The 13,771-nt window shown below is 62.6% G+C and carries 12 protein-coding genes; 7 read left to right on the top strand and 5 right to left on the bottom strand.

Features of this window, described 5'->3' with window-relative positions:
- The first annotated feature begins 42 nt into the window (after positions 1-42).
- Genes ACP7BY_RS05250 through ACP7BY_RS05240 form a run of 3 tightly spaced genes read left to right on the top strand, consistent with a single transcriptional unit; the run spans position 43 to position 2,613 of the window.
- Positions 43-171: a hypothetical protein gene (locus tag ACP7BY_RS05250; protein WP_260591602.1), complete on the top strand. Its 129-nt coding sequence runs from the start codon at positions 43-45 to the stop codon at positions 169-171.
- Positions 164-1,519, top strand: a complete 1,356-nt coding sequence (locus ACP7BY_RS05245) for a putative O-glycosylation ligase, exosortase A system-associated (RefSeq protein ID WP_033965997.1) — start codon at positions 164-166, stop codon at positions 1,517-1,519. Before ACP7BY_RS05250 ends, ACP7BY_RS05245 begins: the two co-directional genes overlap by 8 nt.
- A complete protein-coding gene (locus ACP7BY_RS05240; RefSeq protein WP_137902661.1) occupies positions 1,516-2,613 on the top strand; it encodes an acyltransferase family protein in 1,098 nt (365 codons plus the stop codon). Before ACP7BY_RS05245 ends, ACP7BY_RS05240 begins: the two co-directional genes overlap by 4 nt.
- Here the strand turns inward: ACP7BY_RS05240 and ACP7BY_RS05235 are convergent.
- On the bottom strand, positions 2,589-3,140 hold the full coding sequence (locus ACP7BY_RS05235; RefSeq protein WP_033965996.1) for a type 1 glutamine amidotransferase domain-containing protein: 552 nt from the start codon (positions 3,138-3,140) through the stop codon (positions 2,589-2,591). The genes ACP7BY_RS05240 and ACP7BY_RS05235 overlap by 25 nt on opposite strands.
- A gap of 94 nt (positions 3,141-3,234) precedes the next feature.
- Between ACP7BY_RS05235 and ACP7BY_RS05230 the strand changes: the two genes are divergently transcribed.
- Positions 3,235-4,254, top strand: coding sequence for a DNA topoisomerase IB (locus tag ACP7BY_RS05230; protein ID WP_137902662.1), 1,020 nt, complete (start codon positions 3,235-3,237; stop codon positions 4,252-4,254).
- Between the two features lie 8 nt (positions 4,255-4,262).
- Positions 4,263-5,522: a mechanosensitive ion channel family protein gene (locus ACP7BY_RS05225; RefSeq protein ID WP_137902663.1), complete on the top strand. Its 1,260-nt coding sequence runs from the start codon at positions 4,263-4,265 to the stop codon at positions 5,520-5,522.
- A 4-nt stretch (positions 5,523-5,526) separates the two neighbouring features.
- Here ACP7BY_RS05225 and ACP7BY_RS05220 read toward each other — a convergent pair whose 3' ends face one another.
- Both ACP7BY_RS05220 and putA read right to left on the bottom strand, forming a co-directional pair.
- Positions 5,527-6,468 carry a DUF2167 domain-containing protein gene (locus ACP7BY_RS05220; protein WP_033965995.1) on the bottom strand — a complete coding sequence of 314 codons (942 nt, stop codon included), beginning with the start codon at positions 6,466-6,468 and terminating at the stop codon, positions 5,527-5,529.
- Positions 6,469-6,732: 264 nt separating this feature from the next.
- Complete coding sequence (putA, locus tag ACP7BY_RS05215) at positions 6,733-9,726, bottom strand: bifunctional proline dehydrogenase/L-glutamate gamma-semialdehyde dehydrogenase PutA (protein ID WP_137902533.1); 2,994 nt, start codon at positions 9,724-9,726, stop codon at positions 6,733-6,735.
- Positions 9,727-9,848: 122 nt separating this feature from the next.
- Between putA and ACP7BY_RS05210 the strand changes: the two genes are divergently transcribed.
- Both ACP7BY_RS05210 and ACP7BY_RS05205 read left to right on the top strand, forming a co-directional pair.
- Positions 9,849-10,283 carry a MaoC family dehydratase gene (locus tag ACP7BY_RS05210; protein WP_171010471.1) on the top strand — a complete coding sequence of 145 codons (435 nt, stop codon included), beginning with the start codon at positions 9,849-9,851 and terminating at the stop codon, positions 10,281-10,283.
- Positions 10,284-10,409: 126 nt separating this feature from the next.
- Entirely contained in the window at positions 10,410-11,588 is a 1,179-nt protein-coding gene (locus ACP7BY_RS05205; RefSeq protein ID WP_033964257.1) for an acetyl-CoA C-acyltransferase, read from the top strand.
- A gap of 170 nt (positions 11,589-11,758) precedes the next feature.
- On the opposite strand, the gene ACP7BY_RS05200 is transcribed toward ACP7BY_RS05205, so the two are convergent.
- Together ACP7BY_RS05200 and ACP7BY_RS05195 are read right to left on the bottom strand one after the other, a co-directional pair.
- Positions 11,759-12,841, bottom strand: coding sequence for a DUF262 domain-containing protein (locus tag ACP7BY_RS05200; RefSeq protein ID WP_137902532.1), 1,083 nt, complete (start codon positions 12,839-12,841; stop codon positions 11,759-11,761).
- Entirely contained in the window at positions 12,838-13,584 is a 747-nt protein-coding gene (locus tag ACP7BY_RS05195; RefSeq protein ID WP_033964277.1) for an FRG domain-containing protein, read from the bottom strand. Before ACP7BY_RS05195 ends, ACP7BY_RS05200 begins: the two co-directional genes overlap by 4 nt.
- Between the last annotated feature and the right edge of the window lie 187 nt (positions 13,585-13,771).

The raw sequence follows: 13,771 nt of genomic DNA, 5'->3' as shown, positions 1-13,771 counted from the left end.
CCGCACGCCCTACACCGCTCCCGTGGAAAGTCAGGCCGCCTCATGATCGACAATCTCGCGCTCGCGATCAGCCACGGCTTGATCGCGCTGGCGGTGTGGCGATTGCTGCGCCGCCCCGATCTCGACCGCGAAGACGCGCCGCCGCCCAGGAAGGGTCGCCCGCGTGCGTGACCTGTTCTTCGTCGCCTTTCTCGGCGCGTTCTTCGCGGCAGGCTTTCGCCGTCCGTTCATTTTCGTGCTGGCCTATGTCTATATCGACATCGTCAGCCCGCAGCGGCTGACCTATTATCTGCTCAACGCGGTGCCGATCTCGTTGATCGCGGTGGTGTTGTCGGTCGGCGGCTGGATGCTCGCCGATGACAAAGCCGAAACGCGCATCGCGCCGCGCCAGGTGCTGATCGTGCTGCTGCTGGCCTATTGCTATGCCACCACGCTCAATGCCGATTTCCCGGTCGAGGCGCTCGATAAATGGGGATGGGTGTGGAAGGCGCTCGCCTTCGCCGCCTTCCTGCCCTTCACGCTGCGCACTAAGTTGCGGATCGAGGCGCTGTTGCTGGTGATGGTGGCGTCGGCCTCCTCGATCATCATCGTCGGCGGGGCCAAGACCATCGCCAGCGGCGGGGGTGGTTACGGCACGCTCAACCTGATGGTCTCCAACAATTCGGGGCTGTACGAAGGCTCGACCATCTCGACCGTCGCGGTGGCGATCATCCCGCTGATCCTGTGGTTCACCCGCCACGGCACGATCTTCCCGCCCGACTGGAAGGTGAAGGGCTTTTGTTACGCGCTGGTGTTTTCGTGCCTGTTGATCCCGGTCGGCACTTCGACGCGCACCGGCCTTTTGTGCATCGGTCTGGTCGCCTTGCTGATGCTGCGCGATGCCAAGCGCAAATTGCTCTATCTCGGGTTGTTGGGCGCAATGGGCGTGCTGGCGGTGCCGTTCCTGCCCTCCTCCTTCACCAACCGCATGAGCACCATCAAAACCTATAAGGGCGATGAATCCGCCTCGACCCGGCTCGCCGTGTGGGGCTGGACGTGGGAGTATGCCAAGGAGCATCCGCTCGGCGGCGGCTTCGAAATGTACCGCCAGAACAAGATTCGCTACGACACCGAAAAGGTCGAAGGCGACGCCAGCAACGCCACCGTCGACCGTAAGCTGACCGTCGATCAGGCGCGTGCCTTCCACAGCGCCTATTTCGAAATGCTCGGCGAACAGGGCTTTCCGGGGCTCGCCATCTGGGTGCTGATCAATCTGACCGGCATCATCCGCATGGAGGTGCTGCGGCATCGCTACCGCAAGCAGGCCGAGTACGCCTGGGTCACCCCGCTCGCTGGCGCCTTGCAATCGGCGCATATCGTCTATCTGCTCGGGGCAGCGTTCATCGCGATCGCGTTCCAGCCCTTCGTCTACATGCTGATCGGCGCGCAGATCGGGCTCGACACCTATCTCGCGCGCAAACGCCGCGCGGCGGCGTGGCGGCCGATCCGCAAACCTCGGCCGGAGGCGGTGGTGGCATGACCGCGCGGCATGAACTGCGCGCGCTGACCGGCATGCGCGGCATCGCCGCGTGGCTGGTAGTGCTCTATCACATCCGCCTGTCGGTGGCGGGGCTGCCGCACAGCGTGGTCGCGGTGCTCGCCAAGGGCTATCTCGCGGTCGATTTCTTCTTCCTGCTCTCGGGCTTCGTCATCTGGCTGAGCTGGAGCGAGCGCTTGCGGCGCGGCGGGATCGGCGCGGTGCCGGGTTTCCTGTGGCGACGGCTCGCGCGGATCTGGCCGCTGCACCTGTTCATGCTCGGCTGCGCAGTCGCGCTGGCGCTACTGTTGCTGGCCCTCGGCAAGCACGATGCCGTGCATCAACCCTTTGCCGATCTGCCGCTGCATATCCTGCTGCTGCAAAATTGGGGCTTTACCGATCATCTGGCGTGGAACGACCCGAGCTGGTCGATCAGCACCGAATGGGCGGCGTATCTGTTGTTTCCGCTGCTGGCATTCAGCCTCGACTGGCACCGCGTGCCGAGCTGGGCGGTGCTCGCCACGATCGCGGCGCTGCTGATGCTGCTGCACGGCGCGATGGCGGGCGCGCCGACGCTCGGCACCGATATCTGGACCTTCGGATTGCGCCGCTGCCTGATCGAGTTCGCTGTCGGCTCTGCGATCTGCGCGCTGTGGCTGCGGTGGCGCGACGCCCCCGCCCTGCCCGCCGCGCTGGCGACGATGCTCGGCGTGGCCGGAGTCGCTGCGGCGGCTTTGGGTGCGCCCGAAACACTGACCGTGCCCGGCGCGTTCGCCGCTTTCCTGCTCGCGCTGGCGCTGACCGCCGACCGGCGCGGCAACCCGCTCGAAACCCCGGCGCTGCACGCTCTGGGGGAGATCAGCTACGCGACCTATCTCGGCCACTTCCTGCTGTTCGGGGTGTTCAAGCTGGCCTTCGTCGAAGATGCCCGTGCCATCCCGCCGGTGCTGATCGCGCTGTATCTCACGCTGGTTCTCGGCAGTTCGGTGGCGCTCCACCATCTGGTGGAGCGCCCCGCACAAGATTGGATGAACCGCCTCCCCACCCGCTGGCAGCGGAGGGGCGCACGCGTTCAGGCCTCTTCCAGCGCTTCCTGAAGCGCTTCAAGAATGGCCGCGTTGAAGGCCGGGATGTCATCAGGGTTGCGGCTGGTGATGAACGGCCCGTCGCGGACCACCGCCTCATCCACCACATCGGCACCGGCATTGGCGAGATCGGTGCGTACCGACGGCCAGCTCGTCATGCGCACGCCGTCCACGACATCGGCCTCGATCAGCAGCCACGGCGCGTGGCAGATCGCCGCGATCAGTTTCTCGTCATCGGCAAATTCCTCGATGATTTCGATCGCACGATCATTCATCCGCAGCGTATCGGGGTTGGCGACGCCGCCGGGCAGCAGCAACGCGGTGTAATCCTCGGTATCGACGTCCTCCAGCAGCATGTCGGGCACGATCGTGTCGCCCTTCACATCATGCTGCATGCCCTGGATCGGATCGGTCTTGATCGAAGCGAGCGTCACCTTGACGCCGGCATCAAGCAGCGCCTGGCGCGGCTTGAACAATTCGTCCTGCTCGAAACCATCGGTCGCCAGAATCAGGACGTGCGTATCGGAAAGGTCGGTCATGGGGAATCTCCGCATCGGGGGTTCGCGCCGCTCAACCCGCGAGCGCACCTCCCCGTTCCGGAACGATGCGACGATCCGTGCATTGAAATAGGCGATGACCGCCGAAACGCTTTGCCAAATCACCTATTGCGACGACAGCGAACCCGGCATTTCGCGCAAGAAATTGCGCCATGGCTGGGGTTATTTCGACCCGAGCGGAAAACGCATCACCGATCGCGCCGAAATCGACCGGCTGAATGCGATCGGGCTGCCCCCCGCTTATCGCGATGCCTGGTTCTGCCCCACCCCCGGCGGCCACATCCAGGCGGTCGGCTGGGATGAAAAGGGTCGCAAGCAATATCGCTATCACACGGCCTTCCGCGAAACGCAGGAGGCTGCGAAATATAATCTGTGCGCCCCCTTCGGTCGCGCCCTGCCGAAGCTCCGCGCGCGCGTCGCCGCCGACCTCGCCAAGCGCGGCATCGGCAAGGATACCGCCGTCGCGGCGGTGGTGCGGTTGCTCGATCTCGGCAAGGTCCGCATCGGCAATGAAGGCTATGTGAAAGCCAATAAGAGCTTCGGCGCGACCACGCTGCGCAAACGCCATGCCGCGCTGAAAGGCCGCGCGCTGAAACTGCAGTTCAAGGCGAAGTCGGGCAAATTGCGCGTGCTGACGATCACCGACGGTTCGCTCACGCGCTTCGTGCGCAAATGCCAGGATTTGCCGGGGCAACATCTGTTCCGCTGGGTGGATGAAGCGGGGCAAACCCATCCCGTCACCTCATCCGACGTCAACGCCTATATCCGCGCCGCCATGGGGCAGGATTTCACCGCAAAGCATTTCCGCACCTGGTCGGCGAGCGTGCTGGCGTTCGAGGCATTGGCCGAGGCGCGCGCCGATATCAGCCTGAAGACGATGCTGCTGCCGGTGAGCGAGACCCTTGGCAACACGCCCGCGATCGCGCGCAAATCCTATGTCCACCCAGCTTTGCTGGCGCTCGCCAAGGACGGGCAGACGGCGTTTCGCGCTGGCCTGCGCCTGCCGCGCCGCACACAATATCTCTCGCGCGTCGAACGCGGCTTGATCGGCCTGCTCGAAAGCGCCACGCAACCGGCGACCGCCCAAGCCGCCTGAAGGTTCCGATGACCACGAACAACACCACCGCCATCCTGCCGCCCATTCGGGTGGGCGACCTGGACGATCAAGCCCGCGGCTTCATCGGCATCCTCTATCACTGGGTCCACACGCACTGGCTGCAGATCCTGATCGTGCTGGCGGTGGCGAGCGTGATCGTGATGGCGCTGCATTTCGTGCGGCGGCTCGCGCGGAAATATTGCATGCGCGATTCCGGCCCGCGCGGCTGGTTCGGCGTCGCAGCACGCGCGACGTTGCAGACCGGCAATTTCTTCATGGTGATGGCGGCCGCCAAGATCGTCACCGCCGACACTTTCGCGGGGACGCCGCGCGAGGTGCTTTCGCTCATCAACGTCCTGTGGGTGATCGTCGCGGTGTTCCAGATGGCGATCTGGGCGCGCGAAATCATCCTCGGCACGATCGAGCACCGCACCGGTGGCGACCATTATGCGGGTGAAGCCATCGGCAGCGCGATGAACATTATCCGCTTGCTGGTCAGCTTTGCGGTATTCGCGATCGCGGCGATCGTCGTGCTCGACAATCTCGGCGTCAACGTCACTGGCCTGATCGCGGGCCTTGGCGTCGGCGGCATCGCCGTTGGCCTGGCGGCGCAGGGCATCTTCGCCGATCTGTTCGCGGCGCTCGCCATCCTGCTCGATCGCCCCTTCCGGCGCGGCGACGCGATCAGCTATGACAAATCGGCGGGCACGGTGGAGGCGATCGGCCTGAAATCGACGCGCATTCGCGGCGTCACCGGCGAGGAACGCATCGTCGCCAACAAGCAATTGCTCGAAAAGGAAATCATCAACAACACCCAGCGGGAATACCGTCGCGTGGTGTTCACGCTCGGGCTGGTGCAATGGACCCCGGTCGAGACGATGGAGGCGCTGCCATCGATGATCAAGGACGTGGTCGAGGCAGGCGGCATGAAGTTCGTGCGCGCCGGTTTCGTCACCTTCGGCGCGCAAAGCTATGATTTCGACGTCGAGTTCGATTCCCCCACCGCCGCCTTCCAGGAATTCTATGACGCGCGCCACGCGGTTGGCCTCGCGATCGTCCGTTGCCTGAACGACGCCGGCATCCAGCTTGCCTACCCGACCCAGACCAGCTTCACCGCCGCGCCCGACGGACGGATGGTGCTGCCCTATCCGACGGACGATGCAGCACCAGCCCCGGCCAAGTCGGCCTCGAAGGCGGTAAACGGTCGCACGGGCACCGGAGCCGCGCCAAGCGATTCCGCCGTCGATGGCGACGTCGGCACCGGCTGAACCGCTATAGCGACCCCTCGTCGCCCTCCAGCGTATCGCGCTTGCGCCCGAAGATCTTCCCGAAGAAGCGCGAAATCGCCGCGCCCGCGACCGCAAGCCCGCCCAGGATCACTTTCCAGAAACCGAACACGATCGCGAGCAGGCCCAGCTTCTTGGCCACGACCACGCCCGCGCCCGCCGCGACCAGCCCGGCCAGACCAAATTCGGCGGTCTTGTCGACCGACTTGTCGTAATCGGCATAGCTCGACCCAGGCGCAAACGCCGCCGCCTTGCCGAAATCGGTCGCCGCCGCGCGCACGTCGGGCAAATGCTTCATGTCGGACAGCATGTTGAGGCTCAGCACACCCTTCCGCCCGAGCAGCCGCACGTCGTAGTTGAGCGCATCGACCGGTGAATCCGAAAACTTGATGTCGCGCGCCCAGATCAGCGAATGCGCCGCCGGATCGTAAGACGGCTGCTGCGCCCAGCCGACAAGGTGAATCGTCGGATAGCCGCCTTTCTTGCGTTCGACATTGGCATCGGCCTCGCCCGCGCGAATGCTCTCGACGACCTTGTCATAATCCTCGGTCTTGGCGTCCTTGTCGGGGACATAGCCCGTGTCTTCATAGGTGACGATCGCGCCCCAGACATTGTCGTATATCGTGCGGCCCTTCTCGAACACGATGCCCAGCACCCCGTCGCCCGAGGATGGCGGGTTGCCCCACACCTTGGTCAGGATCGTCTTGGCCTCGTCGGCGGGCACGAAATAATAGCGCTCGCCCAGATGCAGCACGGCATGCGCGGCGGGAATGGCAACATCGCCGCTTTGCTTGTGCAGGCCCTTCTCGAAGGCGATCGCCTCGGGCGACAGCTTTTGCGGCGCGCTGTCCTTCTGCGCATCCGCTGCCGTGGCCAGCACCAGTCCCAGGCCGAGCGCGCACGCGCTGGCCACAGCCTTGAATGTCATCTGCTAAACCCCCCGGTCGGCGCGAGAATCGCGCCGACCGACAAGGCCGTCAAACGCCGCCCTCGTCAAGGCTTAGCAGCGTGGCGTTCCCGGCCATCTTCGGGCCGAGCGAGCAGCCCAACGCGCGCTCCTCCTCCCCTCCCTGGAAGGGAGGGGCTGGGGGTGGGTCGGCCCGCCGATCAACCGTAACCCAGGCCATCGGCCCACCCACCCCTCAATCCCCTCCCTTCCAGGGAGGGGAGGCCCCAGCGATCTCAGGCGCGCCTAAATCCCGCCCTCGTCAAGGCTCAGCAGCGTCGCATTGCCGCCTGCGCTGGTCGTGTCGACCGAGACCGCACGCTCCACCACGAAGCGGTGGAGATAGTTGGGTCCGCCCGCTTTGGGACCAGTGCCCGACAGTCCCTCGCCGCCGAAGGGCTGCGAGCCGACCACCGCGCCGATCATCGACCGGTTGACGTAGAGGTTGCCGACTTCGGCCAGCGCTTCGGTCTCCTCGGCGGCGCGCGCGATGCGGCTGTGCAGCCCCATGGTCAGGCCATAGCCCTTGGCATTCACGCTACGGATCGTTTCGGCAAGCTTGCCCGACGGCCAGGTGACGACATGCAGGATTGGGCCGAACCATTCGGCGGTAAGGTCCTCGATCCGCGACAGCCCGATCAGCGTCGGCGGCACGAACAGCCCCTCGGCCGGCGCGTCCAGCGTCTTCAGCACGGTCGCGCCCGCACGATACGCCATGAGCTTGTCATAGGCGGCCTGGTCGATCACCGGGCCGACATCGGTCGCAGGATCGCCCGGATCGCCGAGGCGCAGCGTGTCCATCGCACCCTTCAGCATTTCGATCGTCGTCTCGGCGATTTCCTCCTGCAGCAGCAGCAGCCTGAGCGCCGAGCAACGCTGCCCGGCCGAGCGGAAGGCCGAGGTGACGACATCGGCCACGACCTGTTCGGGCAAAGCGGTGGAATCGACGATCATCGCGTTGATCCCGCCAGTCTCGGCGATCAGCGGCACGATCGGGCGCGCGTCGTCTTCCAAGAGCGAGCGGGCGATTTTTCGCGCGGTTGCGGTGGAACCGGTAAAGGCGACGCCCGCGATGCGCGGATCGGCGGTGAGCGCGGCGCCAACCTCAGGCCCTCCCGGCAGCAGGATCAGCGCATCGCTCGGCACGCCCGCTTGATGCGCCAGCGCCACCGCGCGCGCGGCGATGCGCGGGGTTTGCGGGGCGGGCTTGGCGACGACGGTGTTGCCCGTCACCAGCGCCGCGACGGTCTGGCCGAGGAAGATCGCCAGCGGGAAATTCCACGGCGCAATCGTCGCCCACACCCCGCGCCCGGCATAGCGCAACACGTTGCGCTCGCCCGTCGGCCCGGGCAGTTCGACCGGCTGCAACCCATCGCGCGCGGCGCGTGCGTAATACCGACAGAAATCGACCGCCTCGCGCACCTCTCCGAGCGCATCCGGGATCGTTTTGAACGCTTCCGACACGCAAATCGCCATCAATTCGTCGCGATGCGCCTCCAACAGATCGGCCAGCCGCTCCACGATCGCGCAGCGATCCTCAATCGACCGCCCAGCCCATGCGGGGAAGGCCGCGGCGGCAGTACCAACGGCCTTTTTCGCCTCTTCCTTCCTGCCTTTGTGGCTTTGTGCGAGATCATCTTTTTGCTCGGGCAAAGACACAAAGCCACGAAGAGAAGAAACCGTCTCGCCCAAGGTCGTACGATCCGCGAGGTCGACCCCGGCGGAGTTTTTGCGCTCCGCGCCGAACAGGTCGACCGGCAGCGGGATGCTCGGGTGCCGCGCACCGCCGACGGCAGCGATCTTCGCCACAGGGTCGGCCAGGATCTCGGCCTCGGTCAGCCGCTCGTCGGCGAGTTGATGGACGAAGGACGAATTCGCGCCATTCTCCAGCAAGCGCCGCACCAGATAGGCCAGCAGATCGCGATGCCCGCCAACCGGCGCATAGACGCGGCAGTGATAGCCCTGCTCGCGCACTAGCCGCTCATACAGCCCGTCGCCCATGCCGTGCAGCCGCTGGAATTCGAAGTCGCGGCTGTTGCCGGCCCATTCCATGATCGTCGCCACCGTCAGCGCATTGTGGCTGGCAAAGGCCGGGCGGATGTTGGGCGCATCGAGCATGTCGCGCGCCACCGCCAGATACGACACGTCGGTCGCCGCCTTGCGCGTGAACAAGGGATAATCGGACAGCCCCTCGACTTGCGCGCGCTTGATCTCGCTGTCCCAATAGGCCCCCTTCACCAGCCGCACGTTCATGATGCGGTCGAGCGCGCCCGCCCACGCGACGACTGGCCGCGCGCGCTTGCCATAAGCCTGCACCGCCATGCCGAAGCCGTCCCAGCCCTTCAGGCTCGGCAGCGCGGCGACCTTGCCGATGATGTCGAGGCTCATTTCCAGCCGCTCGCTCTCCTCGGCATCGACCGTCAGCGCGATACCCTTGCCCGCCGCTTGCACGGCCAGCGCCTCGAGCATTTCGGTCAGCGCCGGCACGCATTCCTCCCAGCGCGCGACTTCATAGCGCGGGTGCAGCGCCGACAGCTTGACCGAGATCGAATGCCCCGCCGCCGGATCGCGCCCGACCGCATCCACCGCATCGGTATAAGCGCGGAAATAGCGCTGCGCATCGTCATGCGTCCGCGCCGCCTCGCCCAGCATGTCGAAGCTCGCGGTAAAGCCCTTATGCTCGGGCTTTTTCATCCGCTTCATCGCTTCGTCGATGGTGCGGCCCATCACGAAAATCTCGCCCATCATCCGCATCGCAGCGCCCACCGCCTGGCGCACGAACGGCTCGCCTGCACGGGCAATCAGGCGGCGCAACGCACTTTGCGCCTGCCCCTCCCCCACCAAAGCGCGGCCGACCACCAGCCCCCAGGTCGCCGAATTGACCAAAGTCGAGTTGGATTTGCCGGTGTGCGCGCGCCAATCGGCATCGCCAAGCTTGTCGGCGATCAGCAGATCGGCGGTCTCGGGGTCGGGCACGCGCAGGAACGCCTCGGCCAGCGACAGCAGCGCGACGCCCTCGGACGAATTGAGCCGATATTCCTGCAGGAACTGGTTGACCCAGCCCTTCCCTTGCGCCGCGCGCAGGTCGGCGAGCAGCCCCAAAGCATGGCCCATCACCCGTTCGCGCGACTCGGGGGTGAGCGCGGCACGGTCCAACAGGGGCTTTAGAACATCGGGTTCGCTCGCGCGGTGGAGATTGCCCATGGATTTACGGGCGGTGGACGCTACGTCAAAGGTCATGTTCCGGTTTCCGGTCGGTGTGAGGCTTGCGCGCAGGCACGGCGGATGCCATTTGCTTGGCCGCGCCTATGCGACGAAATCAGCTTCAGGGGAATGCCGTGACGACCGTTACAGTCCAGGAAATGGCAGGCCGGATCGGCACCGAACAGGTGTCCGACTGGGTCGAGGTCAGCCAGGAAATGATCGACAAGTTCGCCGATGCGACTGGCGACCACCAGTTCATCCACGTCAACCCGGCAATGGCGGCGATGACCCCGTTCGGCGGCACCATCGCGCACGGCTTCCTCACGCTGTCGCTGATGCCGCTACTGTCGTCCAAGATCATCGACGGCGTCGAGATCGAAGGCGTCAAGATGGGCGTCAATTACGGGGGCAACAAGGTCCGCTTCCTGCAGCCCGTCCGCTCGGGCAAGCGCGTGCGCGGTCGTTTCAAGCTCTTGAGCTTCGACGAAAAGCGCCCCGGCCAGTGGCAGCAGACCAACGAATTCACGGTCGAGATCGAAGGCGAGGACAAGCCCGCAATGATCGCCGAATGGATCAGCCAGATTTTCGTTTGATGTAACCCATTTCCCCTCCCGCTCGCGGGAGGGGTTAGGGGAGGGCAATTCCGACGCTCTCCCCACGCCCTCCCCCAGCCCCTCCCGCAAGCGGGAGGGGAGGAAGAAGCAAAAGGAAGAAACCCCATGCGTTCCGCCGTCATCGTTTCCACCGCCCGCACCCCGATTGGCCGCGCTTACCGCGGTGCCTTCAACAACACCCCCGCGCCCACGCTTGCGGCACATTCGATCCGCGCTGCGGTCGAGCGCGCCGGCATCGAAGGCGGCCAGGTCGACGACCTCGTCTTCGGCTGCGCGCTGCAGCAGGGCCATCAGGGTGGCAATATCGCGCGCAACGCGTTGCTGCGCGCGGGGCTTCCCGTCACCGTGCCCGGCATGTCGGTCGATCGCCAGTGCGCCAGCGGCCTGATGGCGATCGCCACCGCCGCCAAGCAGATTATCACCGACAATATGGACATCACCGTCGGCGGCGGCGTGGAGAGCATCAGCCTCGTCCAGACCCCGCAAATGCGCGTCGCCGCCGACCCTGAGCTGATCGCGATGCACAAGGATGTCTATATGACGATGCTCGGCACCGCCGAGACCGTCGCCAAGCGCTACAATATCAGCCGCGACGTGTGCGATGAATATGCGCTCCAGTCGCAGCAGCGCACCGCCGCCGCACAGGCCGCCGGTTATTACGATGCCGAGATCATCCCGGTCACCGCCAACATGGCGATCACCAACAAGGAGACCAAGGAGGTCACCTATAAGGAAGTGACGCTGACCAAGGATGAAGGCAACCGCCCCGAGACCACGCTGGAGGGCCTGAAGGCGCTGCAGCCGGTGATGGGCCCGGGCATGAACGTGACGGCGGGCAACGCCTCGCAGCTGTCGGACGGCTCGTCCGCCTCGGTGCTGATGGAGGAAAAGGTCGCCGAGAAGCGCGGGCTGCAACCGCTCGGCCGCTATGTCGGCATGGCCGTGGCGGGCACCGAGCCCGACGAAATGGGCATCGGCCCGGTCTTCGCCATCCCCAAGCTGCTCGAACGCTTCAACCTGAAGATGGACGATATCGGCCTGTGGGAGCTGAACGAAGCGTTTGCGGTGCAAGTGCTGTATTGCCGCGACAAGCTCGGCATCCCCAACGACCTGCTCAACGTCAGCGGCGGCGCGATCTCGATCGGCCACCCTTACGGCATGACCGGCGCGCGCGGCACCGGCCACGCGCTGATCGAAGGCAAGCGCCGTGGCGCGAAGTACGTCGTAGTGACGATGTGCATCGGCGGCGGCCAGGGGGCTGCGGGGTTGTTTGAGGTGCTGTAAACGAGCCGCGCTTCGGCGGGGTTAGAAGAGGCGGCGCCGGGAAACCGGTGCCGCCTTTTTTTTGGCAGGAGATTTGGGACTAGATAACACCGCGACACCACTATTTCCCCGACCATTTCCCACGCAAGCGACAATAAGCTGGCGAAATGGGCGCTTGCCCGGAGTGCAAGTTAAATTTTCGCGATTGTGATCCCAAGGAATTCACTCAATATACGAACCCGCTCTTTTATACTGGAGGCGTCATTCGTCCCCTGCTGATTGAGGCGATCAAACTCCAAAAGATCGAAAGATGCTCCCTCATAATTTTTAACGGCGGCTTCTCGGTTATCCGCCAGCTTTTGACGGAAATCGAGCAGGCTTCGGCGGGTTAATTTCGCATCCTCGCCGTGAGCAATGGCGGATCGAAAAATAAGATAGTAAACAACTAGAATACCTTGAGCCAATAGCAATTCATCAGCATCAGTAAACTCTATCTCCATTCTATCAAGAACAGAACTTACCTCTGACTTCAAAAAATCGACATACAGCCTCCTTCCTTCTCTGTATTTACGCGCAAGTCCGTCAAGATACACTTTTTTCGTGTCTACAATCTGGTTAGTACTTTTCAAACTGTCTTCAACGAGCAAGAAACGTGCTGCCGATTCCCGATGCTGGTAGCGGTTATTCCTAAATTTAACACGATTAATGAAAAACTTGTGTTGAGAAACTTCCGCGATTGCGCGAACAACATCCCCTCCGATCGCATTTCTCTTCTCAGCAGCATTCAGAGGGACAGCCTCGTTCAAACGCGAAAACATATCCTCGATCAGATCTATATCATCTCCTTCAATCGAGACTGTAACGACTGGCAATACGAAGGAGTCAAATTTCACGCGAATTTTTGGATGCCGCTTAGCTATGTCCTCATAGCTAAGCCCGCCGAGATTAAGTTGCTGGTCGCGCTGATATTCAAAATCGGACGCAAGAGTAAACTCCCCATCCATAAACCCCCATATCGCTTCGAGGCGCTGGCGTCCGTCTATGACGGCAAAGCGAAACCCAGTTTCTGACAACGCCTCAGGACTCAAAGCATGAAAATAAATCTTCGGAAGATCATAGTCGTTAAGAATAGAGTCGATTAGCAAACGACGCTTCTCTGTCGTCCAAACACCCCCCATCCGCTGATATTCCGGATTCATATTAATCTCTGACCTCTCAGAGTATAATAGCATGATAGTGCTGTTTTTTAATGTAGAGGTATCAACATAGCTCATTGCATCATTTCCTTGAGGATCGCACCCACACTTGCGAGCTCGGGGAACAGACTAAATCGAGTCATTCCAAGCAACTTAAGCTCTCTTGCGAGCCGCTCTCTTGCCAAAAATGGGATTGTATATTTCGCAACGTGCGTGCCATCTCCAATGGTTTCAATGGGCACTTTCTTATTGTGATGAATAGTAAAAGTGCCCATTTGCGCCTGAATTCGCGCATTATTCCGTGTTGCGATTGTTGCGACGGGAAAAAGTTCAATCCGCGTGTTCTGCCTGAGACTATCAGTCGAATACGCTTGCAATTCCTCATCTTCAAATGAAGGAATGTACTGCCCCTCGACTTTATCCACGATATTAGCATGTTTGTTTAGGGCGGTCGGCCATAAGCACCAAAGCGCTGCATCAGTAGACGGCCTGTCGGCCCAGTCAGCGACCGCAAAATACATCGAAATGAGCGGACTCTCGCTCCAGTCAAGGAGCCTGGTTGGAACCCCATAATGCTGCATTAGGAACGTCCAGTCAAAAGATGACGAGGGACGACGATCGGCCAACATGGCCGCACTTTGACGAAAACGGTTTAGGAGCGTGGTCTCCGAGGTATCTGCGGCGGATCGCATAAAGCCCGGCAAGAGTTCCCACGCAGCATCAGCGTGCCCTCTAAACCAAATAGTCCCAGGATTAGCGCCTTGATCCGCCTGAAGAGCATCCAAAAATTCCGAAACGCTGCCGACCTGCCGCTCTATCATTTCCGCCCCAGTGCTTCGTATTATAACGAACAACACACTTTAAAGCAGGATTATATTACCAACCCATTTAGAGATACAATTGAAAATAAAATTTAAAATGCCAGCACAGTTCAATTTTCCTGATCGAAATAATTACGCAATAACTCTTCATCGAGGCGGCGTGATCGATGCTATCAGCACTCCAGAG

The organism is Sphingomonas sp. PSPC2-2, assembly GCF_049897725.1.
Classification (GTDB): domain Bacteria; phylum Pseudomonadota; class Alphaproteobacteria; order Sphingomonadales; family Sphingomonadaceae; genus Sphingomonas.
This window is presented reverse-complemented; position numbering and strand designations above follow the sequence as displayed.